Source organism: Natrinema ejinorense, from assembly GCF_002494345.1.
GTDB classification, from domain to species: Archaea; Halobacteriota; Halobacteria; order Halobacteriales; family Natrialbaceae; genus Natrinema; species Natrinema longum.
This window is the reverse complement of the sequence record NZ_NXNI01000002.1, coordinates 40,191-63,085: the sequence shown is the minus strand read 5'-3', so window position 1 is coordinate 63,085 and position 22,895 is coordinate 40,191. Positions and strand designations below refer to the sequence as shown.

Sequence of the window (22,895 nt, the reverse complement as noted above, 5' to 3'; positions counted from 1 at the left end):
ATAGCATGTCTCCGGCTCCCTTCCCCCCCCTATCCGGAGACTATTCCACCCCACTTACCGTTTTGAGGGCATCAAAAGGTCCGTCGGCGGTCTCGCGAGGCCGCTGTTGCAATCAACAAGGTTCCCGAGATCGTCAGGCTTCTCGCAGTGAAGCATCCTCGAGAGAAAACGCCAGCCAAAGGCCAGCGTTGAAGCTTCCCAACCTGATAGTGGGAATCCGATCTGGGTGGTCCCGAGATCGTGTGACAATAGGGCTATTGACCCCCTGTTGGGACGATCTCGAAGGCAGGATTGGCCTGTCGTGGTGGACAGGTCGGGTTAGTGGAACGACTGAACCTTTCCCCGCCGTCTGAGTAAGAGGTACCGTATCGCATGAATGTAGTGGCCATCTGAGAACGAACCCAACGAACAATGCCACAGAATGCAGCGGAACGCCTCCACGTCTCGTCCGTCGTGGCGGCTCAGTCATTCACCAGCCTTCCTTCTTTCATCCCGGTTCGTCGGTCGGGGATTGGAACAGTGTCCTTCGTATTGGCAGTGGCATGTGAGGTCCCTTGGTTGAACGGACTGGACGATTTCGAGCGACTGGGAATCGGGCAGGAATTGATACTAGTCGGACCGGACATCTTTGTTGTCGCGCACCCCCGCCGTGCGTGACACCCCGATCGATCCAATCAGCGCCTGTTGGCATACCTACCGTGGTGTCCGGCAGATGTCGTCGCTCCGACTATGCCGGGCATTTTTGTCATCGATTCGCAGGTCTTGAACTGATGGTCGGTTACTTTCCCGCAGTTCTGACGGTCGAGATGCTTCGTCGTCGGGACCACTGGACGCTGGCTATCCGAATCCCTCTCGCCAGTCGTTTCGGCGAGGCCCATCGGTGAGACTGACCACACCTCGTCGCCGATGCCGTTCCCACGCTGGTCATAGAGGCTCGTTGGGGCCGGCTGGTGGTGTTCGACGTCGCTCGTCACCTCCGCCTCGTTCGGTTGCAAGCTGCTGCGAGAAGTTGTTTTCCCGTTACTGCGGCAACTTGTACCGCGGCGGGGAGCGAGGGGCCAGTGGTCGGCCGGATGGGGCGACGGCGTCTCGTCGAGATCGTAGAGCAGTGTGGAGTCATCGCCGGCCGGTTCCGCCTCGTTAGAGACGAAAAGGTTCGCGGCGGCAGCGTCTCGAGCGTCCGCCTGCAGGTGGTCTGGACCTCACAACTGTCCGCACAGAGTCGGCCAGCGTATTCCCCCGGAGACGAAAACAATTCTGGTGTTCTTCACGTACTTTTGCCCACTAGATCGAGCCGTCTGTTGGGAGAAACCATCCCCCACTCGTTCGTGCCAGAGAGACATGTCTTGTGAATTATTAACATTGCTACGTTGCCGTTGAACTGTGTTATCATAGTCCCCGCAAATCGTTTAGTTCAGCCACTCATAGACGCTACATCGACTATGAAGCAGTCACATAGTATGCAATGATAACATGACAAAGGTAGAAGACGTGCTGTTGTTTGGCGCGCTTGCGCTCGTCTGGGGAACAGCCTTCACAGCGATCGAGATCGGGCTAGAAACTCTGCCACCGCTCCTCTTCGCAGCGGCCCGGCTAGATATTGCCGCGGTCATTTTTATCGGAGCGGTGCTGCTCAGCCGGCTCCGGTGGCGTCCCCGGACGAAGGCAGACCTCGCTCTCATCCTCTCGAACGGCATTCTCGTCATTGGAGCGCACTTTGCGTTCTCTTTCATCGGCCAGAGCTATGTCACAAGTGGTGTCGCTGCGATCGTCCTCAGTTTCACACCGATTATCACACCGGTCATCGCCATCCGTGTCCTCTCAACGGAACGAATCTACAGTACGGATGTCATTGGGCTCTGTGCTGGACTCGCTGGCGTCATCGCTATCGCAGTTGCCGGTGGGTCCTTCGATGGACAACTCCTCGGAATTGGGCTTCTCTTGGCGTCCGCAGTCGTCTTTGCGCTCGGGTCCGTTCTGACAGAACGCTGGGAAGCGGGTCTCCCAACGATGGCACTCCACGCGTGGTCGATGGTTACCGGTGCGGTGTTCCTACACGCGACAGCGTACGCCTATTCGGGAGCGACGCTCCGAGACGTGACGTGGACTCCGTCCGCGGTCGCCGCGCTCACATACCTCGGGATTTTCGCGACAGCAGGCGGTTTCCTCCTTTATTTCAGGTTGTTGAACAGAACGGGTGCAACGAATATTAGCCTCATCAACTACGCAACACCCGTCGTCGCGACGATCTTCGGTGCAGTCCTGCTCGGGGAGCAAATCACTACGGCGACCGTCGCTGGGTTCGCGCTCATCGTCGTCGGATTCGTGCTTTGCAATATCCGACCGCTCTGGCAGCTGACCCAGTCTACTTGGAACGAAGCCGAACGTGAGCGGTTGCTTGAACGCGATGAAGTCCGCATCCGAGGGAACGTGTACAAGACAGAAACCGACTCACAGCACTCTTTACAGCCAGGTGATTAACTGCCTCTACGTAACCATTGGCAGCACCGCTGCTTTTCAGAACGGTTTGCAAGGGTTCGGCCGGTGACACTATAATACTTGACACATAACGGAAACTGGAAAAGGGGCATGAGCGTCCCTCAGCCGGCACTTCGTTGACGTGAACCCTGCCCTGTTGTGAAATCGGACGGATGTACGTACTTGGTGGGCGAACGGTTCCAGTCGGGGTCGGCGAGACGCGGACCGTTGAGTTTCTGCAATTTCGGACGTATCCGGTACGCGTCGATGAGACGTTCCCGGTCCGGCTCGAAACCGAGAGCGGTGGAGTCGAGACGATGGTTGACATCGCCGGTGTGGACCCGTGTGACCCCCAGTGCGTTTATCCTGACCGGAATCAAGAGCGAACGGTTCAACCAGGGAGACGGTTCTCTTCGAGATTGATGCCGAGATGTTGGATCAACAGGGCTCCACGCACTGGGATGGTGACGGCGAGTACGTCACGACACCAGTCGGGCCGCGGTCTGCAACGTATTTCGCCGCTGTCGGCCGTGACCTCCGTCTGTAGCGAGTTCTTCGCGCACACGTTCGACGACTGCAGGCACGTCTCTCGTGGACGCGGCCGTTACCAGCGACGACGGGAACACTGCTTCACGCTGGGAGGCGACGGTGACGGATGACGGGCAAAAACCGCCGACCGTCGAGATTGTCCGACCAGCCACCAGTGAACTTGCCGCCCGCGAAACGACCGCGCCCGAACGTGACGTTTCGAGCGATGCGACCGAACTAGATCAGGCGTAGTTGTCCGTACTGGCTGCTCCGTTGAAGCGGACGTATCATGGAGACCAGTACGACTTAATCGAAATGCGTACTAGCTACTGATATGGTTCGTCGAAGCGTTCTGTTCGCCCCTGGCGACAAACCCGAACTGATGCGGAAAGCGGCAGAGAGCGACGCCGATGTCGTCGTCTTCGACCTCGAGGACGCGGTCGCCCCGGCCGACAAGCAAGACGCACGCGAGGCCGTCCGCGAGGTGCTCGACGACCTTGAGTCCGAGTGCGAAGTCTGCGTTCGCGTGAACCCGATCGGTATCTCGGCCGCGACCGACATCGAGACGGTCCTTGGGGGGCCTCGCCCGGACAGCGTGATGCTCCCGAAGACGGAGGCGGCCGAGGACGTCCGAACGGTTGACCGACTGCTCGCGGAACGGAACGCCGAACTCCCCGTGCTGTCCCTCATCGAGTCCGCGGCGGGCGTCCTCCGGGCCGACGAAATCGCGGCGACGGACGCGACCGACGCGCTCCTGTTCGGGGCCGAGGACCTCGCGGCAGACATCGGCGCGACCCGCACGAGCGAGGGGACGGAGGTGTTGTACGCCCGCGAGCGGACCGTGATCGCGGCAAGCGCCGCCGGCGTCGACGCGATCGACATCGTCTACACCGACTACACGGACATGGACGGCCTCCGCGAGGAAACGACGGTCGCCGCAGGGCTCGGCTACGACGGGAAGATGGCGATCCATCCCGATCAGGTCCCGGTCATCAACGACGCGTTCACGCCCGACGTCGAGGACATCGAGTGGGCCGAACGCGTGCTGGACGCCCGCGATCGGACGGACGCGGGCGTGTTCGAGGTCGACGGCGAGATGATCGACGCTCCGCTCATCGCACAGGCCGAACGCATCGTAGAACGCGCCCGACAGGCGGATTGACCTCCTCCCACCCCTAAAGGCGTGGGATTCCCCGAAGGGGATATTCAGGTTGCGCGTTTCCTCGGCATTCGCAAGACGCTCCGCGTCTTACGTGTCGATCAGAACGCTGCGCGTTCTGATGACGGTGAGGTACGCTTTCGCGTCCCGCGTCAGCGGTCGCCGCTCGGTTACGACCCCGAGCGTGCTTTCCAGCACGTACAGCCGGGTCAAAGCGGCCTTCCTCCCCGGTCACGCCGGGCGTCTGCGAAGCAGCCGGTGGAGTGTTCAGTCCACGAGGCTGCACGGTTCGCCTCAGCCGAACTGTTAGGCCGTGCATGGTTCACCCTCCCGTTGACGAATGTTCTCGGCGGCGTTCAGGTCGGCGTGACGGCCACGGTCGCACTCGGGACACGAAAAGTGGTCGCCGTCTCGTGTGCCCTTCGCACCACAGGCCGAACAGCGTTGGCTCGTCTCGAACGGGTCAACTTCTTCGACGCGAATCCCGGATTGCTCGGCTTTGTAGACGATGAACTCCTGCAACTGGTGGAAGTGCCACGAGTGGACGCCACGCCAGTCACTCCCCCTCTCTGATACCTTCCAAGTCTTCGATTTTCAGCACGGGATTCTCGAACTGTTGTGCCCAGTCGATGAGGCGACGGGAGGCCTTGTGGTTGAGGTCCCGAATCCGGCGCTTTTCTTTGTTACCCACGCGGTTGCGTGCGCGAAGCGCAACCCGCTTCTTGGAGCGAATCGCGCAGGGAACGATATTTGCGCCGGACGTATTTCGCCTCACGACCGGCCACCAGCATCGACTCGCCGTTCTCGGGATGGGTTGTGGAACGTCGTGGTGACGGTCGTCGTGACCACGATTACAAGTGTAAAATATGTCTCTGGAACGTCTTAAAACGTGGGAATATCTGGCCGGTCGTCGCCCGTGGTTTGGTTCCCAGTTGTCGGCTTCATCCCCCCTGAAGGGGTGGGCTTTCGCCTCGTTACCGCTGTAACGGCCGGCACTGCAGGGCCGGGCTCGAGCGGAAGCGAAGCCTCGTGCCCGATGTGTGCGCTCGTCGGCTGCGCCATGATCGTCCGTCGGCTCGAGTGCGAGACGGACGAACGTGCCCGACTGTTCGATGGGAACGCCTATTTCGCCACCGGTCGTTTCGGGGCGTATGAAGGCCGTCGTCCGGACCAACTTCGACGACAGCGTCTCCGCCTACGACGCCTACGAGCGCCAAACCGGCCGATTCACGGCGCTCGCGCGGCTGCTGGCCGCCGAGATGGCGGCTCGAGCGGACGGCCCCTTCGCGGCCGTCCTCGACGCCGGGGCCGGCACGGGCGTGAGCACGCGCGTCTTCGCCGACCGGACCCAGCGGACGGTCGCGCTGGACATCAGTCGCGAGATGTTGCGCGAACTCGAGTCCGCGCCGCGCGTGGCGGCGGATTTCGACCACTTGCCGTTCGTCGACGACACGTTCGACGGGGTCGCGTTTACCGCGTCGCTCTTTCTCGTTCCCGATCCAGCGGTCGCGGCGCGGGAGGCCGCCCGCGTCCTTCGGCCAGAGGGGGTCGTCGGTGCCGTCGCGCCGCTCGGCTGGGTCGATGCCGACGGGGAGGACGTCTTCGCCACCCTCGAGCGGGAGTCGCGGTCGCCGGTGGGGGCCGACGAGGTCGAGGCGGCGCTCGACGACGCGTTCACCGTCACCGCGGGCACCTGGCGCTTCGCGACGACGGCTGCGGACGTCCGGCGCTTCCACGCCATCCCGGCGATGGCGGCGCGCCTCTACCCGAACCTCGCCGCCGAGGAGCGCGTCGCGAAGGCGGAGGAGTTGCTTGCGGATCTCGAGGGGACCGTCGAACAGCGGTGGCGATGGATCGTCGGCGTCGCCGAATGATGTCGCCCCGGCGTTCACGCCGTGGGGATGTCAGTCGTCGTGCTCGCGTTTCAGCGAGAGCGCCGTCCGGTCGAACTCACAGACCAGCGGTTCCTCGGGATGGTTCACTTTGAACACTTCGACGTGCATGGTGACGACCCCGCGCTCGCCGTCGCTGGTCTCGCGCTTGTCGGTGACCGTCGACTGGACCCGGATCGTGTCCCCGTGATAGACGGGATTCGGATGCTCGACGTTGTCGTAGGAGAGGTTCGCGACGATGGTTCCGTCGGTGGTGTCGGGGATCGCGATCCCGACGGCCAGGCTCATCGTATAGAGGCCATTGACGAGTCGCTCGCCGAACTCCGTGTCGCCGGCGAACGCGGCGTCGAGGTGCAACGGCTGCTGGTTCATCGTCATATCACAGAACTGTTGGTTGTCGCGCTCGCTGATCGTCCGTCGCTTCTCGTGTTCGATGGTCTCGCCGACCTCGAACTCCTCGTAGTAGCGGCCGGTCATCTGTGGAATGTAGGTAATTGTCGCGGGCGATCAGAGGATCGTCCCGTGTTTCTTGTCGGGCAGGTCCTTCTCGACGCTCTCGTAGAACGCGAAACGGTTGGTGAGCTCCGCCCGCAGACTGCTCGGCGGGACGATCTCGTCGATGACGACCTCGCTGGCCATTCGATGAACGTCGATGTCCTCGCGGTACTCCTCGCGGAGTTCCTGTTCCATCCGTTCGCGTTCGTCTGGATCGTTGATCTCGGAGAGCTTGCGCGCGTAGACGGCGTTGATCGCCGCTTCGGGCCCCATGATGGCGATCTCGCCGGAGGGGAGGCCGATGACGCTCTCCGGATCGTAGGCCGGGCCGGACATCGCGTAGATGCCCGCGCCGTAGGCCTTCCGAACGACGACCGACTGTTTGGGGACCGTCGCCGAGGAGGTGGCGTAGATCAGCTTCTTGCCCTGCTCGAGAATACCCTCTTGCTCGACCTGCGAGCCGGCCATGAAGCCGGGCGTATCACAGAGGTAGAGCAAGGGGACGTCGTAAGCGTCACAGGTCCAGACGAACTGGGCCGCCTTCTCGGCGGCGTCGGGGAAGATCGCCCCCGCGCGGTGAGCGGGCTGGTTGGCGACGATCCCGACCGGGCGGCCGTCGATCCGGGCGAAGGCGGTGATGATCTCCTTCCCGAACTGCGGCCGCAACTCGAGCGTCGACCCCGCGTCGACGACCCGGTCGATGACGTCAAACATGTCGTACCCCTTGTTGGGCGCTTGCGGGACGATCGCGTCTATCTCCGACGGGGAACCCGCGGGCTCCTGACCGTCCGTCCGCGGCGGCGTCTCGTCGCTGTTGTTGGGCAGGTAGCCGATGAGTTGCGCGACCAGTTCTCGGGCGTGCTCCTCGTCCTCGGCGATGAGGTCCGCGCTGCCGGAGTACTTGGCGTGCACGTCCGGACCGCCGAGTTCCTGCAGGTCGATCTGCTCGCCGGTGACCATCTCGACCATGCGCGGACTGGCGATGGCCATCGCGCTCACGTCCCGGACCATGACCGTGAAGTCCGCGAAGACAGGTGTGTAGGCCGCCCCGGCGATACAGGGCCCATAGAGGACGCAGATCTGGGGTACCCGTCCGGAGAGCATCGAGTGGTTGTAGTAGTACTTCCCGATGCCTTCGCGGTTCGCGAAGAAGCCGGTCTGTTGGTCGATCCGGCCGCCCGAGGAGTCCATCAGGTACAGCACCGGTTTCCCCGTCTTCAGGGCGCGTTGCTGCATCCGGAGGAACTTCTCGACGCCCTTCGCAGCCATGCTGCCGCGCTTGACCGTGTAATCGTTGGCCATGAAGTGGACGTCTCGGCCCTCGAACTCGGCGGCGCCCGTAAGCAGGCCGTCGGCCGGGAGCCGGTCGTCAGTGTCTCCGTCGGCGTTCGCGCCGTTCGGATGCCAGTCGTCGAACGCCGCGAACTTCCCGTCCTCGAAGAGGAAGTCGTCGCCGAACCAGAGGTCGAGCCGATCGCGGACGAACAGCTTCCCCTGCTCGGGGAGCTGGTCGCGGTACTTCTCCGGGCCGCCCTCGAGGATCTCGTCGATCTCCTCGAGGAGCGCCTCCTCGCGGGCCGTCGGTCCGAGGTCCGCGTCCGGTTCGGTCCCTGTCGCCGCGTCGGACCCACCGTCGTAGGACGCGCTCCCGAGTTCGTCGCCGCCGTCGGTGACGACGGTCACGTCGTCCCGGTACTGCGACGCCATCGCCTCGGCGATCGCCCGTGCCTGTGCGTCGGTCGCGTCGTCGGAAATTCTGACTCGCATCGTATCTACTCCAGCGTAACGAGGGTATCCCCCATGTCGACGGAGTCGCCGTCAGAGACCGGGACCGATTCGACCGTCCCGCCGCTGGCGGCGACCACGTCGTTCTCCATCTTCATCGCCTCGAGCACGCAGACGACGTCGCCCGCCGCGACCTCGTCGCCCGGTTCGACGGCGACCGAGAGGATGGTTCCCTGCATCTCGGCGGTGATGGCGTCGGCGGTGGTGGCTTCGGGAGTTGCGTCCGCGCCGGCCCCGCCGCCGGAACCGGTTTCAGCGTCGCCGCCGCCGGCTGCCGCCCGCGGGACGCCGTCCTCGATGACGACATCGAATCGACGGCCGTCGACTTCGACGGTGACTGCTGCGGTCTCCGCCTGCGTGCCGTCGCCGGCGGTCGCCTCCGTTGGCCCCCAGCGATCGACGGCCGCCTCGAGCACGTCGTCGTCCAGTTCTCGATCGAGATACGTCGTGGTGTGCTCCCCGGCGACGAAGGTCTCGTCGTCGAGCAGCAGCCGGTGGAACGGGATCGTCGTGTGGACGCCCTCGACGGCGAAGTGCTCGAGCGCGCGCTTCGAGCGCTCGAGGCAGTGGTCGCGGTCGTCGCCGCTGACGATTAGCTTCGCGATCATCGAGTCGTAGTCGCCGCCGATTTCGTCACCCTGCGCGACTGCGTGGTCGAGACGAACGCCGATGCTCGCTGGCGGCCTGTACGTCGTCAGCTGACCGGGTGTGGGTGCGAAGTCCGCGGCTGGGTTCTCGGCGTTGATGCGGTACTCGATCGCGTGGCCGTCGATTTCGACATCGTCTTGGTCGAATGCGAGCTTCTCGCCGGCGGCGACCCGCAGCTGCCACCGGACGATGTCGATGCCGGTCACTTCCTCGCTGACGGTGTGTTCGACCTGGATGCGCGTGTTCACCTCCATGAAGTAGAACTCGCCGTCGACGGCTTCGCCGTCTGCTCGTTGCGTCTTCGACGCAACGGTGTCTTCCACGAGGAACTCGACCGTCCCGGCGTTCGTGTAGCCGGCCTCGCTGACGCCCCGGCGGGCCGCTTCGCCGATCTCCGCGCGCAGGTCGTCGTCGAGCGCCGGGCTCGGGGCCTCCTCGATGACCTTCTGGTGTCGCCGCTGGAGCGAACAGTCGCGCTCGCCGAGGTGCCGGACGTTGCCGTGCCGATCGGCGAGGACCTGTACCTCGATGTGTTTGGGCGACTCGAGGTACTTCTCGACGTAGACCGAGTCGTTGCCGAAGTACGCCTCGCCCTCGCGTTTGGCGCTCTCGAGAGCGTCCGCTACTTCGGCCTCGCTGCGGACGATTTTCATGCCCCGGCCGCCGCCACCGCCTTCGGCTTTGATCGCGATGGGGTAGCCGTACTCCTCGCCCAGCGCCCGCACCTCGTCGGCGTCGGCGACCGGCTCGGTCGTCCCGGGGACGACCGGAACGCCGGCCGCCTGCATGACGGTTCGGGCGTTCGTCTTCTCGCCGAGCGTCTCCATGGCGTCGCTTGGCGGGCCGACCCACGCGACCCCGTCCGTCGATTCGACGTGACGAGCGAACTCGGCGTTCTCCGCGAGGAAGCCGTAGCCGGGGTGGATCGCGTCCGCGCCGGCTCGCTCGGCGACGTCGACGATCGCCTCCTGATCGAGGTACGACTCGCTGGCCGGTGCCGGGCCGACGTTGTACGCCTCGTCGGCGTACTCGACGTGGCCGGCGTCGCGGTCGGCGTCGCTGTAGACGGCGACCGTCCCGATACCGAGTTCTTCGCACGCTGCCATCACGCGGACCGCGATCTCGCCGCGATTGGCGACGAGGACTTTCTCGAACATGATCAGTAGGACTTGGGGAAGCCGAGCTGCTGGCTGATGTGGTTGTACGCCATCTGCTGGGAGACGGGGGCCAACCGCGTGAGGTTGATCTCGCGCCACCAGCGCTCGACGTCGTACTCCGTGGCGTACCCCCAGCCGCCGAAGGCCTGCATCGACTGTTTGACCGCTTCGATGCCGGCGCTGACGGCCGTCGCCTTCGCGACGTTGGTCTCGTAGCCACACTCCTCGTCGTGGTCGTAGAGCCAGGCGGCCTTCTCGCGCATCAGCGCGGCCGTCTCCATCCGCGCGTAGGCCTTCGTGATGGGGAACGAGACGGCCTGGTGGCTCCCGATCGGGGCACCGAAGACGTCGCGGTCGTTGGCGTACTCGATTGCGGTGTCGGCGGCCAGTTTCCCGATCCCCGTCCCGGCGGCGGCGAAGCCGATTCGCTCGGGGTTCAGCATGTCGACGAGCACCCACCAGCCCTCGTCTTCCGCGCCCAGCAGGTTCTCCTCGGGGACCCGAACGTCCTCGAGGAACACCTCGCAGGACTTCGAGTAGTTGATGCCGTGTTTGGGGATCGGCGAGACGTCGATCCCGGGATCGTCCATGTCGACGATGAAGAGACTGATGCCGTCGGTGCCGCGGTCGACCGCCTCCAGCGGGGTCGTGCGCGTGACGATGATCATGTTGTCCGCCCGGTCCGAGAACGTGATCCACGCCTTCTGGCCGTTGAGGACGTACTCCGCTCCATCCTTCTCGGCGCGCGTCGCGACGTTCAGCGTGTTCGTTCCCGCTTCGGGCTCGGTGATACCGATCGAGAAGTTCCGCTCGCCGGTCGCGATGTCGGGAAGGTAAGTTTCCTTCTGGGCCTCGGTCCCGTTCTCGCGAATGCCGACGGCGGCCATCCCCGCCGTGAGCACGAGATACCAGGTCCCGGCCATGCCACAGCCCTCGGCACAGAGCGTCTCCATCGCCAGCCCCATCTCCTGCATCCCCATGCCGGCGCCGTCGTACTCCTCGGGGACCAGCAGGCCGTGGAAACCGGCCTCCGCGAGCTCGTCCCAGAACCCCTGGGCGAACTCGCCGTTCTCCTCTTTCTCTCGCCAGTACTCCGGTCCGTATTCGGCCGCGACCGACTCCGCGGTCGACCGGATCATCGCACGTTCGTCCGTAGACTCGAAATTCATCGTGTGGTGTGTCGAATCGGTGTTCGTAGACGGTTCGTCTCGAGCGGCGGTCGCTTACGGCGACGCCCCGGTCTCCGCTTCCGCCTCGTCCTGGAGCTCCGTCCGGCGGATTTTCCCGGTGACCGTCTTCGGCAACTCGTCGCGGAACTCGATCTCGCGGGGGTACTCGTGGGCCGACAACTCGTCCCGGACGTGGTTCTTGACTTCTTCCGCGAGCTCCTCGGAGGGCGTCGCGCCCTCGCTGGGGACGATGTAGGCCTTCACGATGTTCCCCCGCTCCGAGTGGGGTTTGGGGACGACGGCGGCCTCGGCGACGGCCTCGTGCTCGCCCAGCGAACTCTCGACCTCGAACGGGCCGATCCGGTACCCCGACGAGAGGATGACGTCGTCGGCCCGACCCTCGAACCAGACGTAGCCGTCCTCGTCCTTGTGGGCGAGGTCGCCCGAGAGGTACCACTCGCCGTCGGGACCGTCGACGAAACAGGACGCGGTCTTCTCGGGCTTGTTCCAGTACTCGGCGAAGAAGCAGGGGTAGTCCCCTCGTTGGGCGATCTCGCCGGTCTCGCCGGGCTCGAGCACGTCGCCCGTTTCGGGGTCGACGATGTCGGCCTCGATGCCGGGGAGGGGCTTCCCCATCGAGCCGGGCCGGACCGCCATCGTCGGGTAGTTGTTGATGATCATGTTGCCCGTCTCCGTCTGTCCGTACGTGTCGAGGATCGTGACGCCGAGTTCGTCCTCGCCCCACTCCACGACGCCGGCGCTGAGCGGCTCGCCGATCGAGAGCGCGTGGCGAAGGTCGAGGTCGACGTCCGCCAGGACGTCCGCTTTCTCACGGAGCATCCGGTAGGCCGTCGGGACCGAGAACAGGACGTTGATCGGGTACTCGTCGAGCAGGTCGGCCCACTCCTCCGGATCGAACTCGCCCTCGTAGGTGAACAGCGAGGCACCCCAGAACCAGGCTCCGAGCGTGTTGATCGCGCCCGTCAACCAGCCCAGATCGCCGGTGCTCCAGTAGAGGTCGCCGGGCTGGAGGTCGACGGCGTACTTCTGGGTCGCGGCGACCCCGGCCACCCAGCGGTGTTTGTGCAAGACGCCTTTCGCCAGCCCCGTCGTCCCCGACGTGTAGTACAGCAAGGCGTCGTCTTCGCCGCCGGTTTCGGCGGCGTCGTACGACGTGCTCGCACCGTCGAGCGCCGGATCGAACACGACGTCGTCGGCCGGTGCGCCGCCGCCACGGTCGACGGTGATGACGTGTTCGACCGACGGCGCATCGTCGAGCGCGTCTTCGACGGTGTCACGGTTGTCGGTCGTGGTCACGACGACCGTCGCGTCGCAGTCGTCGAGTCGGTAGGAGATCCCGTCCGGTCCGAACCGCTCGTTGACGCTACCCCAGACGGCGCCCCGTTTGAGCGTCCCGATCAGGGCCACGTAGTGTTCCGGGATCCGCGGCATGTACGAGAACACCCGATCGCCCCGCTCGACGCCGAGGTCCTCGAGAACGTTCGCGAACTGGCTCGAGCGGTCGGCCAGTTCCCAGAAGGTCAGCTTCGTGAGTTCGCCGTCGGTGTCGACCTGATAGAGTGCGACCGACTCGCGCTCGGTCGCGTGTCGGTCGGCGACCTCGTGTGCGATGTTCAGGTCCGCCGGTGCGTCCCAGTCGGCTTCCGCGTAGATGTCGTCCCACGAGAACTGCTCCCGTTCGGTCTCGTAGTCGGACAGGTTGTGGCTGGACACCATACACGGCTCCGGATTCCGTTCCTCCATATAACGGTGCCGGTAAATTCTGCGCTGGAAAAAGACACATACTGAATACAACTATAGATAGATTGAGTATTGATCCTTTGCAGTCGTGCGTAAACGGAGACGTTTACGACCAGTAAGAGAGCAAATGTGTTCGAAACGAATGTGACGCCTCGGTCTCCACCCCTCAATTCCCGTCTCGGTCGTCGTCGCCAGCCACTGCGTCGTATCGTGCGTTCCACGTCTGCCGGGCGCTATCGCGGACGGACTTCGGGAACGACTGGTCGAACGAGACCCGCGGGGCGATGTAGGAGTCCTCCCAGCGAGGGTCCCAGGCCGCGTTCACGTACAGCCGAGCGCCGGTCGTCCCGTCCTGGCGATACCGGGGTCGTTTCGCGGCCGGCGCGGACGGTTCGCTGAAGACCCAGTCTCGAGACGGATGCGCCTTCACCCAGATATCGCCGAGGACGCGTCCGAGATCGCGCGGCGAGACGTCCTCGTCGACGATGACGACGGTATCGAACAGCGACGAGAACGTAAAGAGGAGGTTGGCGAGTTGCCACTCGAAGCCGGCGTAGAGGACGTCCGTGGCGACGAAGCAGATCCCGAGTTCGGCCTCCGCCGGCAACAGGACCCACTCGACGGGCGAGATCCCCCAGTAATCGTTGACGCGACGGTACAACGTCGCCGCCGTCGCCAGTCCCGCGAGTTGCAAATCGTCCGCGAGCGGCCGTCCGACGGGCGAGAACGGGATCACCGGATCGTCGGTTGCGATTATCCGCTCGACGGACAGGGCCAACGGCGTACTCGCGACGCCGTGTTCCCACGCCTCGCGCCGGTCGGACTGGAAGTCGGGGTGTCGGTCCTCGACCGTCGTCTCGACGACCAGTTCCGTCGCGCTCGGGACGAGGCCGCCGTTCGTCGGGACGAACGGGACATCGTCCGCGACGCCGCAGGCCTGTACGGGCACGTCGACACACCCCGTCACGGCGAGCAGGTAGGCGGTCGCGACGGCCGCCGGTGGCACACCGAGGGCAATGGAGAGCGTCCCGTCGTCGTCCAGCAGCGACGACAGTGCGTCGGGCGTCCGCACTCTGAGGGTATCGTCGCTGACGACGGAGCCGTGGATCGGTGCCCAGTGTGACCCCTCCGACGTCGATACCGACGCGACGCCCAGCGTCACCGAGGGCCAGACGTCGTCGGTTCCCCGCGGCAGGCTCAGGTCTCGGACGCTGTCGACCGTGCGCGACGCCGCCTGGCCGGCGTACGTCGGGTCAGCGTCGCCGCTGGACGGGCCGAGCCCCGTAATCGTCTCGAGTACGGCGACGAACGATGCGTCGGGATTCAGGCCGACACCCAGCGCCAGCCGCGACCACGGCTTCGATTCCCGACGTTGCATCTGATCCGGGCCGCTGAACGTCCCGCTTGCGAGATCGACGCCGTCGGCTCGTCGGTATCGGAGCGCCGGCCCGTTCGCGCGAAGCGCTTCCGCCGCGACGACGTCCGGAGGGACGCCGGCGGAGCCGTCGATGGGGACCAACTCACCGTCGCTCGCCAACCCTCGCAGGTACTGTGCGAACGGGATCATCGCGACCGATCACCTCCCCGCTCGAGGAGATCGAACGCCGCCGACGAGACGCCCGCATCGACGAGGAGTTCCTGCGCTCGCTGTCGTAGCTCTTCGTCTTCGGGTTCGTCTCCCGTCGAACGGTCGGTGGTCGCGTCGATATACGCTTTCGCGGTCTTGGCCTTCGAAGTGCCGACGTCGGCGCTGCCCTTCTCGTCGGGGGTCTGATAGATATTGAGCGGTACCTTCGGCATGCGCTCGACGCCGAACTGGTGGAAGTCGGCGTCCGGGTCGGCCTCGAGCGCGATCGCCGTCAGTACGGCCCGCGGATCGAGCGGGTCGACATCGGCGTCGACGAACACGAAGAAATCGATGTGGAGCATCCCCCAGGTCGTGAAGATGAAGTTCGCCAACTCGTGGAGGGAGCCGGGATAGGGGCGATCCGTCGCGATGACCCAGACGGTCCGGGAGGTAAACCGCCACGGGACGGCCAGCGCGACGTCGAAGCCGGCCGCCTGCAACCCGAGGGTCGCGTCGGGACCGGCCGCGGCCGTCTGGAGCGTGCTGCTCGAGTTCTGGCCGTAGCCGACGCCGGTGCCCTCGACGCAAAACGGTACCCGCGGTTCACTCCGGTGGGTTATCGCGTCGACCGCGAACACTGGCATGGACCGTCGCGGGCCGTTCATATAGCCGAAGTAATCGCCGAACGGCCCCTCGTCGAGGCGCTCGTCGGGAAGCACGCGGCCCTCGAGCACCAGCTCAGCCGTCGCCGGGACGTAAAGGTCGTTCGTCTCGCACGGGACGAGCTCGACCGGCCCGTCTTTCAGTCCGCCCGCGAAGGCAGCCTCGCTTCGGCCGGTCGGAATCCACATCTCCGTACTGCACTGGACGGCCGGTTCGGCACCGAGGACGACCGCGACCGGCATCGGCTCCTCGCGCGGTTCGTACTCGTAATAGTACAGGTTCGGCGCCTGCTCGCCCGCCAGAAAGAGGAGGCTCGCGAGGTCGTCGTCGTGGATCATCATTCGGTGGCTCGACCAGTGTCCCCACCGCGTCTCCGGGTCCGGTCCGACGACGGTATGGAGGTTCGAGTACCGCCCGCCGTCGCCCCGGTGGATGTACGGCCAGGGAATCGACAGGAGGTCGACGTCCGTCCCGGTATGGACGACGTCCTTGCAGGGGGCCCCGTCGCGGTCGACGATCCGGGGCTCGCGGGGCGACCGGAGCCGGTCGATGACCGCTTCGTAGTACGCCGCTCCGGACAGACCGGCCGGCAGTTCGAACGCCCGGGCGAGGCGTTCCCACGGTCGACGCCGCGGACCGCGGTACGGGTCGCCAACGAGCGCCGCGTCGATCGGAGTTTCCTCGACCGACTCGAAGATCGGGATCTCACCGTCGGTCCGGTTGGCGAGGGTCGTGATCGCGCTCGCCTCGAGGTCCCACGACACCGACTCGGCGAACGAAACGAGGGCGTCCTCGCCCTCGAGACGCCGGAGATACGCCCGAAACGAATCGGCCGACATGACTATTCCCCGTCCGTGAGGACACGACGGAGCGGGTCGGCCTCGAACTCGGTTCGGACGTCCGCGTACGCTTCCAGCAGTGCGGGTCGATTCTCAGCGAGGTGCTGAAACGAGAGCTCTCGGAGCGCCTCGGCCGTCGATTCGTACTGGCCCGATTCGACGAGATAGCGGAGCACCACTTTGAGGTCGTCCGATCGGGTGTTGACGATGTTCGAGGTCGTTTCCTGCTCGCGCGCGAGTCGACGGAGGCGGTCCTCGTTGATTCCCTCCGAGTCGATCTCGTCGATGAGTTCGACGTACCGTTCCTCGCTGACGTCCTCGTGCGGTCCGGTGACGACCCGTAACGGCCGCGGATCGGTGAGTTCGTCGGGGTCGCGGGCGATTCGAACCCGCGCCTCGAAGATCCGCTTCGTCTCGGCGTCGGTGATCTGGAGCGTCGTCTCCGTCTGGACCTCGTCGGGCAGATGTTCCTCTGCTGTGATGTAGTGGTTCGACATGGACTCCACCGGTTACGTAGCCTGTGTCTGGTGATCGCACACGCCGGTTGGACGGTTCTACTCTCCACCCGTCCTAAAGAGTAGGGTTCTCGAGGGGGTGTTCCGACCGCGACACGTCTCGACTCACCGGCACCGTTTCGACGAGACCCCTCGCGTATTCGGGCCCGGGAGGACGCACTCACCTCCCGACCGTGTCCGTCCCTCGAAAACACACGGGTGGCGATGACTCGGCTGCGGATAGGAGACGTTTGACCGTCCCACGGGACAGCCACGCCGTCCGAAACTCGCCCGACAATTTTCGGACCAATCAGAACTCCTCGAGGTCTGATGACGACGCTGCCACCCACCAAGAGGAACGACGCCGACGGATTTCCGAGCGATCTCTCATCGGCTCACGCTGTAAACCGATTCTCATCAGCGAGGGGTACTGTCGAATCTCGTGTGTCACGCTATGGGACCTTCGTAACTCTCTCCCCGACGCCGTCTTGCGTTCAACGAGGCGAGCGCACGTCTTCAGCAAGCAGACGCTCTCACTGAGCGGTTTTGTGAGGTATCGGTCTCCGTAACGGTCCCGTTGTGGATGCGAAGGTCAACCCGAACGGTGTTATCGCCAGTGCAAGCCTCGTCGACCGTGCCTTCCGCGTTCGTCGTGGCCCGAAGCGTGTACTTGCCGTCGGAGAGCGAGTCAATAACCAGATACTGACCCGGGAGAGACGAGTCATATATGTCTGCCCACCCGGCACTAATCCCTTGATAGTCACAATCGAACTGGGGACTACTGCTGGCGTTTGAGCGGGACGATATTCGGAAATTGTCCCGGAGACAGAACGTCTGTTTCTTCCCCACGTCCATCTTCTTTCCTGATTCATCGAATAGGGTATATTTATTGAATCCTTTCAAATGTGCGTGGCCATGGGAGTCCGAATATTCATACAGGTCATGACGGTCCAGCGGATTGCCCAATTCGGCATCCGTGTCCCCTACATTGTAGATGATCATGTCAAATCGAAGGAGTCGGTGCTCGCCTGGGGTTACGAAACCGTCTTCAACGTCAGGGCTGGACTCATCAAACGATTCTATTGAAATGTTGAAGTTCCTGACGCCCGGAACGAAGTTGACCCCAGGCTTGGCCGCGACGTGGTCGTCCGCGGGTTCGGGGCCTGGCTCTAGCGTGGGTGGCGATGTCGCCGAGTTCCCCTCGTCCGTTGGGGTGTCCCCCTCATTCACGGTGCCATCGCTTCCGGAGGGCGCGGGGGCTTCCGTGCTACTGTCGGACACGCTCACTGCAAACGGATTGTCAACCACAATGCCCGCGAGCGATATCATCCCTATCCCAGCCACTGCGACGAGGAGAACCCCTCCCAGTAGTGCCACACGCTTCCTTCCGTTTGTCCATTGTATCTTCATACTTTCTTAGCAGACTGTGCTGGACCTAAACGAGAAGAAATGTAGTAAGAAACCTACTAACTGATCGTAGACAACATATACTCGTTCTAAACCGTTGTTAACCAGGGAACCACCCCTCTGGGCACTGTCTAGTTGCGTCAGTTCGAGACGTGAGTGGGTCGTTGCGTCTCTTGGTTCAAATGTTCGCAGACCTGCTCAGCGAGAGATATGCGCCGGATGTGGAAGAATCGTTGGTGAATGAGTAGACACGACCCGCTGGTGACATCCCCGTTGCGTGTCGCAGTTGACGAAACCGCTGTCAAGGTCAACGGCGGACGGTCTTGGTTGTATGCTGCGATAGACACCGAGGCAGGATTTTCGTTGCCCAATTCAGCTATCGGATCGCCCTTGCTCGAGTAGGATTGTGTGGTCGGGTCAACTAGACCGATCGAAACCCCATCGGAAAATGGTCTCACACGCTCAACGTGCGGATCGACCGCTTCCACAACCCGTGGGTGGGCAGGCAGTCGAACGGCCGTGAGTAGCTTGAATGATTTATGTATTACTGTAACCACCGTATCAAACTCTCGATAGAAAAGTACCAGTGGGGGTATTCAAAATTAGCTGGTGCCGCAGTAGTGGATATCCATAAGAAACCTCATGAATTTTCCAACATTGATTGGAAATCTCCAACTAAATTTATTAATAAATATATTGGAGATATATAAACTATAGCTATAGAGATTATGGCAATCATGTCAGGAGTATGCTGATCACCAACCACCTGTATTATTGATGCTAATAGAAAGATTATTACTACAAGATGATATTCTTTTCGATCCATATATATATATATATATATATTTAAAATCCCTGTATTATGTTAAATACATTGGTTCTAACGGCACTGTCTAGTTCTACACCTCCTCGATTGGTGTCTTTCCACCGAGGGCTTGGTGCGGTCTCTGACGGTTATGGTGAGTGCTCTTGACAGCAGTATTAGGAGTGAGCGATCAACTCGAGTACCTTGATCGAACCGGATCGAACAGTGTTTTCACACGCTCAAAATGATCGTTTCGCGTTCATGATTCATGGGTGGGCAGTCGGGCAAGCGTCAGAGAGTTACTTGAACAGTTTGTACACTACTCGGTTAGACGTGACGGCTACGTTCTGCTGGTGTCCCACCTCGTATTCCTCGAACACGGACTCGAATCACTCATCGACGACCTGCTGGACGAGCGCTGCGGACGAGTTACGATTTCTCGGATCCCAACCGAGCGACCGAAACGAGCCCGTAAAGGGCAAGATATGTCGACCAGAACGAAGCACTTGGTTCCGAACCTTCTCGTTCGGTGAAGTCATCACGCGAGTTAGGAGTCTTGCTGGGAAGTGGCGCAGATTTCCCCTCACGAGATCGACTGCCCCTCCCTCCGTGATGAACCGGCCGAGAAGAGGTCCGTGAATCAAACGACGTGATAGGATAACAAGAACTGTTTTTGAACTCTACGAAGAATGCACGGACGTGCCCTCCACCGACCAACGTCGTCTGCTGTCTCGCCGCCAACTGCTGGTGGCCGGTGGCTCCTGCGTGGGAGTCGGTGCACTCAGTGGATTCGCGTACGGGTCGAATTTCTGGCGCGATGACGACTGCAATCCCACACCGTTGGACGTCTCGCCAACCGACTGGCCCCTCCCCAATTACGACGGAGCGAACACTCGTACAGTGCCGTCCGAAAGCGCACCGCTGTCCGGCCTGACCGAACGATGGAGCGTCGACGTCCAACACCCTGGCCAACCCATCGTACTCAACGGGTCCGTTCTCGTCGGGGGAATACGATCGCCGGATTTCATCAGGTCGTACGGTCTGTACACTGGCGAAGAGCAATGGATGAAACGGATCACCTCGGGATACCGACTCTCGCTCGTGGCGGGTGGCGATTCCCTCTTTCTGAGGGACGCTCGCGAAGACGGAGAGCGCGTGTCGAGAGCAGTGGCCACGGCTGACGGGAGCGACCGGTGGACTAGTTCGGTAAGCGGAGACCACGTCGTACCGCTACTCGAGGCTGGACTGCTCGCGTTCTACGATTCGCCGGACCTGATCGGTGTCGACGCTCACACCGGCGAAACGGACTGGGTGACGCCGGAGACTCACCCGGAGATTGTCGGAAATACCGCCCCGCCGGAGCTCGAGCCGATCGCCGTCTCGAACGACTCGTTGTTGGTCATCGAATCCGATGGAACGGATCGCTCGGATAGCCTGCGCGCGGTCGATCCGACGACGGGAAGCGAGCAGTGGGTGTTCGACCCCGAAGAGGCAGTCGACTTCCGCATCCACTCGGCGGCAGTAGCCGGAGAAACGGTGTTCCTTCCCGTCGTGGACGAACTCATCCTCATTGACCTCGCGAGTGGGGCCGTCCTCGAACGTCACGACTGTGACGACCGTGTCCAATCAGTAACCCTCGCTGGTGGCATCTGTCTCGTCGCCACCGCCGAGGGAATCGTCGCTTTCGAAGCGGCATAACCAATTATCTATCGTATCTCTCACCAGTAACTGGGAGCACGGTTTCAATACGATCCCCCGAGACCAGCGAGATGATGCCGTAGTCGACGGGTTGCCGACGATGCGGAGCGAACGACGGACACGATCGTTGTTGATACCGAATCGCTTTGGCTCGACGTCTATAGTAGCAACTGAAAGTCATTGCACACCTGATCGCACGGCAGCGTTGCGATCAGTGTGTAAATCGTTTCAGTTGCTACTATAGTGCAGTATGTACCGACAACCACCCACCGTTGGTCTCGACGGATTGTCTGATCATCTAACACGCTCTGCATCGCGTCTCGACTTCGAGAGCGCCTGATAGCCAGCTACTCACGTCCCACGTCGATGGCAGCGTCGATGTGGGCTTGGAGCTCCGTACTGGTACGCTGGACTACGCCGGGGTGGGACAGCTTGATCGACTGTAATCCCTCGGCGATCGACGACCGTACGGACAGATATTCGTCGTCACGCTCGAGACGGGATCGAAGCGCGTCGGTGGCGAGCGGAGCCCGCTCACGATGAGCGGCTCCGACCACTCCGAGCGCGTTGGCTGCTGACGAACGCACTTTCGGATCGACATCGTGGAGGCCGGCCTGCAGATCGTCGAAGACGAGCGACGCCGTATCCGGATCCGAGACCCCGGTCTTCCCGAGCGCTTCGAGCGCTGCCGACCGGACGTCGTGATGGTCGTCGTTCGCGAGCGGCTGAATGTCGTCGCTGACGCGTGACGCCACGTCCGAATCCGCCGTAGCGATCGTTCCGAGTGCCTCGGCAGCCGCCGCTCGCCCATAGTGCCGATCGTCGTCGAGAAGCGTCTGCAGGTCGTCGACGACGAGTGACGCCACGTCGGGATCGACGGCCCCGATCTTCCCGAGTGCGACGGCGGCCGATTTCCGATTTGTGCAGTTATCGTCGGCAAGCAACGCATGGAGGTCCGCGACGGCGGAGCGTACGGCGTCGGGACGGACGGCACCGATCTCACCGAGCGCCTCGGCGGCGTTCGAAGCGAGTCCGTCCTCGGCGAGAAAGCCCCGCAGATCGTCCACGACCGGCTCGAGTACGTCGGGATGGCTCGCACCGATTCGTCCGAACGCGTCGATGATCGACCACCGCATAGTGTACTCGAAATCGTCGCGGTATCTGTTCACCACCTCGACGCGGTCAAACCACTCGTCCAACGCCTCGACGACGAGCGGCGCGACCTCGGAGTCTGCAGCTGCGATCTTCCCGAGTGCCCGTACGAGCGAGAACTGTACGGTTTCGGCTTTGTCTTCGAGCATCGCCACCAGGTTCTCGACACAGGGTCGGACTGCAGCGGGCCGAACGGTGGCGATGTGCCCGAGCGCGTCTACGGCGGACGAGCGGACTTGTTCGTTCTCGTCGTCGAGTTTCGCTACGAGACGGTCCAGTTCTGGAACGACTGCGTCGGGATGCTCGGTCCCGATGCGTCCGAGCGACCGGACCGCTGTGCTTCGCGCGAGATCGAGATGCCGAGTTTCGGGGTCCTCCTCGGCAAGCGTAAGCAAGTCCTCGACCACGTGCGGGAGTTCGTCGGGATACGCGATAGCGATAGTGGCGAGTGAGGTCGCAGCGGCGATCCGAAGATGGACCACCTCGTCGGTGAGCATGTCCCGCACGTCCTCGACGACGGGACGGACGATATCGGGGCGGACCAACGCGATCCGGTTGAGTGGCCCGGGAAGAGCGCTCACGTCCTCACTCTCGTCCCGAGAAATCGTTAGCAGTTCGTCGCTGGCCGGAGCGATCGCTTCCGGGTAGACGTCCGAGATGGCCGCCAGCAGTCCGATGGCCTCGCGACGCAGCCAGACATCGTCGTGGTCGAGATAGCCGATGATCTCGTCCACGTGCGAGTGAACCAATACGGGCTTGACCTCGGCGAGTTCGACGAGGACGGACCAGGCGGTTTCGCGCCGGTGGTCGTCGTCGGCGTCGAGGGTTTCCACGAGGAAGTCGATAGTGGCCTCCAGCGCGTCTGGATCGTCCAGTGCGAGCCCTACGAGGATCTCGGTCGCGTTCTCCCACACTCGTTTGTTTTCGTGAACGACGTAGGGTTGGATGGCCGCTGCGACCCGCCGTCCATCCCGATGGACGGCGGAGATTTCACGGAGCGCATCGAAAGCCGGCGAGCGTGCATCGCGTTCGGCGAGCAGTTCACACCACGCGTCGATGTCGTCGTCGGTCGCCGTGGCGGGATCAACTGTTTCTCGAAGGTATTCGACTCGTCGTTCTGGATCGTCTGGTGCGTCTGCGTGATCGGTCATGCTGTCTCCCGAATCCGGACTCGTATCGGTTGTCTATCGTTCGGTTC

General features: G+C 62.9%; 16 protein-coding genes and 3 pseudogenes. 6 read left to right on the top strand and 13 right to left on the bottom strand.

Annotation, left to right across the window (positions count from 1 at the left end; genetic code table 11):
* Positions 1–674 precede the first annotated feature (674 nt).
* Positions 675–974: a hypothetical protein gene (locus tag CP557_RS19825; protein ID WP_097381767.1), complete on the bottom strand. Its 300-nt coding sequence runs from the start codon at positions 972–974 to the stop codon at positions 675–677.
* Positions 975–1,473: 499 nt separating this feature from the next.
* Here CP557_RS19825 and CP557_RS19820 point away from each other — a divergent pair, with 499 nt between their 5' ends.
* Complete coding sequence (locus tag CP557_RS19820) at positions 1,474–2,481, top strand: DMT family transporter (protein WP_097381766.1); 1,008 nt, start codon at positions 1,474–1,476, stop codon at positions 2,479–2,481.
* Positions 2,482–3,340: 859 nt separating this feature from the next.
* Positions 3,341–4,168 carry an HpcH/HpaI aldolase/citrate lyase family protein gene (locus CP557_RS19810; protein ID WP_097381764.1) on the top strand — a complete coding sequence of 276 codons (828 nt, stop codon included), beginning with the start codon at positions 3,341–3,343 and terminating at the stop codon, positions 4,166–4,168.
* 87 nt (positions 4,169–4,255) lie between these two features.
* Here the strand turns inward: CP557_RS19810 and CP557_RS23335 are convergent, their stop codons facing one another.
* Entirely contained in the window at positions 4,256–4,378 is a 123-nt protein-coding gene (locus CP557_RS23335; RefSeq protein WP_281255582.1) for a hypothetical protein, read from the bottom strand.
* A 93-nt stretch (positions 4,379–4,471) separates the two neighbouring features.
* A pseudogene (locus CP557_RS23420) lies at positions 4,472–4,965 on the bottom strand (RNA-guided endonuclease TnpB family protein); the annotation flags it as partial.
* A gap of 351 nt (positions 4,966–5,316) precedes the next feature.
* Between CP557_RS23420 and CP557_RS19800 the strand changes: the two are divergent.
* Positions 5,317–6,039, top strand: a complete 723-nt coding sequence (locus tag CP557_RS19800; RefSeq protein WP_097381763.1) for a class I SAM-dependent DNA methyltransferase — start codon at positions 5,317–5,319, stop codon at positions 6,037–6,039.
* 30 nt (positions 6,040–6,069) lie between these two features.
* On the opposite strand, the gene CP557_RS19795 is transcribed toward CP557_RS19800, so the two are convergent.
* The 9 genes from CP557_RS19795 to CP557_RS19755 form a co-directional block, all read right to left on the bottom strand.
* On the bottom strand, positions 6,070–6,534 hold the full coding sequence (locus CP557_RS19795; protein ID WP_097381762.1) for a MaoC family dehydratase: 465 nt from the start codon (positions 6,532–6,534) through the stop codon (positions 6,070–6,072).
* Positions 6,535–6,564: 30 nt separating this feature from the next.
* Positions 6,565–8,319, bottom strand: a complete 1,755-nt coding sequence (locus CP557_RS19790) for an acyl-CoA carboxylase subunit beta (RefSeq protein ID WP_097381761.1) — start codon at positions 8,317–8,319, stop codon at positions 6,565–6,567.
* A 5-nt stretch (positions 8,320–8,324) separates the two neighbouring features.
* Positions 8,325–10,142 (bottom strand): acetyl-CoA carboxylase biotin carboxylase subunit, encoded by a 1,818-nt coding sequence (locus CP557_RS19785; protein WP_097381760.1) that lies wholly within the window; start codon positions 10,140–10,142, stop codon positions 8,325–8,327.
* Between the two features lie 2 nt (positions 10,143–10,144).
* Entirely contained in the window at positions 10,145–11,311 is a 1,167-nt protein-coding gene (locus tag CP557_RS19780; protein ID WP_097381759.1) for an acyl-CoA dehydrogenase family protein, read from the bottom strand.
* Positions 11,312–11,365: 54 nt separating this feature from the next.
* Positions 11,366–13,048 (bottom strand): acyl-CoA synthetase, encoded by a 1,683-nt coding sequence (locus CP557_RS19775; RefSeq protein ID WP_097382055.1) that lies wholly within the window; start codon positions 13,046–13,048, stop codon positions 11,366–11,368.
* Positions 13,049–13,238: 190 nt separating this feature from the next.
* Positions 13,239–14,639: a UbiD family decarboxylase gene (locus CP557_RS19770; protein WP_097381758.1), complete on the bottom strand. Its 1,401-nt coding sequence runs from the start codon at positions 14,637–14,639 to the stop codon at positions 13,239–13,241.
* The gene (locus tag CP557_RS19765) at positions 14,636–16,141 is read right to left on the bottom strand and encodes a UbiD family decarboxylase (protein WP_097381757.1); all 1,506 of its coding nucleotides are present in this window, start codon (positions 16,139–16,141) and stop codon (positions 14,636–14,638) included. Before CP557_RS19765 ends, CP557_RS19770 begins: the two co-directional genes overlap by 4 nt.
* Positions 16,142–16,143: 2 nt before the next feature.
* Entirely contained in the window at positions 16,144–16,638 is a 495-nt protein-coding gene (locus tag CP557_RS19760; protein ID WP_097381756.1) for a ubiD operon protein, read from the bottom strand.
* A gap of 513 nt (positions 16,639–17,151) precedes the next feature.
* Positions 17,152–18,045: a lysyl oxidase family protein gene (locus tag CP557_RS19755; RefSeq protein WP_097381755.1), complete on the bottom strand. Its 894-nt coding sequence runs from the start codon at positions 18,043–18,045 to the stop codon at positions 17,152–17,154.
* Positions 18,046–18,294: 249 nt separating this feature from the next.
* Here CP557_RS19755 and CP557_RS19750 point away from each other — a divergent pair.
* The 3 genes and pseudogenes from CP557_RS19750 to CP557_RS19740 form a co-directional block, all read left to right on the top strand.
* Positions 18,295–18,566: pseudogene (locus CP557_RS19750) on the top strand (IS6 family transposase); the annotation flags it as partial.
* A gap of 445 nt (positions 18,567–19,011) precedes the next feature.
* Positions 19,012–19,170, top strand: a pseudogene (locus tag CP557_RS23145) (IS6 family transposase); the annotation flags it as partial.
* Between the two features lie 652 nt (positions 19,171–19,822).
* Positions 19,823–20,545 (top strand): outer membrane protein assembly factor BamB family protein, encoded by a 723-nt coding sequence (locus tag CP557_RS19740; protein ID WP_281255587.1) that lies wholly within the window; start codon positions 19,823–19,825, stop codon positions 20,543–20,545.
* Between the two features lie 347 nt (positions 20,546–20,892).
* On the opposite strand, the gene CP557_RS19735 is transcribed toward CP557_RS19740, so the two are convergent.
* The gene (locus CP557_RS19735; protein WP_097381754.1) at positions 20,893–22,848 is read right to left on the bottom strand and encodes a HEAT repeat domain-containing protein; all 1,956 of its coding nucleotides are present in this window, start codon (positions 22,846–22,848) and stop codon (positions 20,893–20,895) included.
* Positions 22,849–22,895 lie beyond the last annotated feature (47 nt).

Bases quoted from the DNA above. Each gene is read 5' to 3' on its own strand.
- CP557_RS19820 (WP_097381766.1), top strand. From the start codon at position 1,474: ATGACAAAGGTAGAAGACGTGCTGTTGTTTGGCGCGCTTGCGCTCGTC.
- CP557_RS19810 (WP_097381764.1), top strand. From the start codon at position 3,341: ATGGTTCGTCGAAGCGTTCTGTTCGCCCCTGGCGACAAACCCGAACTG.
- CP557_RS19800 (WP_097381763.1), top strand. From the start codon at position 5,317: ATGAAGGCCGTCGTCCGGACCAACTTCGACGACAGCGTCTCCGCCTAC.
- CP557_RS19795 (WP_097381762.1), bottom strand. From the start codon at position 6,534: ATGACCGGCCGCTACTACGAGGAGTTCGAGGTCGGCGAGACCATCGAA.
- CP557_RS19790 (WP_097381761.1), bottom strand. From the start codon at position 8,319: ATGCGAGTCAGAATTTCCGACGACGCGACCGACGCACAGGCACGGGCG.
- CP557_RS19785 (WP_097381760.1), bottom strand. From the start codon at position 10,142: ATGTTCGAGAAAGTCCTCGTCGCCAATCGCGGCGAGATCGCGGTCCGC.
- CP557_RS19780 (WP_097381759.1), bottom strand. From the start codon at position 11,311: ATGAATTTCGAGTCTACGGACGAACGTGCGATGATCCGGTCGACCGCG.
- CP557_RS19775 (WP_097382055.1), bottom strand. From the start codon at position 13,048: ATGGTGTCCAGCCACAACCTGTCCGACTACGAGACCGAACGGGAGCAG.
- CP557_RS19770 (WP_097381758.1), bottom strand. From the start codon at position 14,639: ATGATCCCGTTCGCACAGTACCTGCGAGGGTTGGCGAGCGACGGTGAG.
- CP557_RS19765 (WP_097381757.1), bottom strand. From the start codon at position 16,141: ATGTCGGCCGATTCGTTTCGGGCGTATCTCCGGCGTCTCGAGGGCGAG.
- CP557_RS19760 (WP_097381756.1), bottom strand. From the start codon at position 16,638: ATGTCGAACCACTACATCACAGCAGAGGAACATCTGCCCGACGAGGTC.
- CP557_RS19755 (WP_097381755.1), bottom strand. From the start codon at position 18,045: ATGAAGATACAATGGACAAACGGAAGGAAGCGTGTGGCACTACTGGGA.
- CP557_RS19735 (WP_097381754.1), bottom strand. From the start codon at position 22,848: ATGACCGATCACGCAGACGCACCAGACGATCCAGAACGACGAGTCGAA.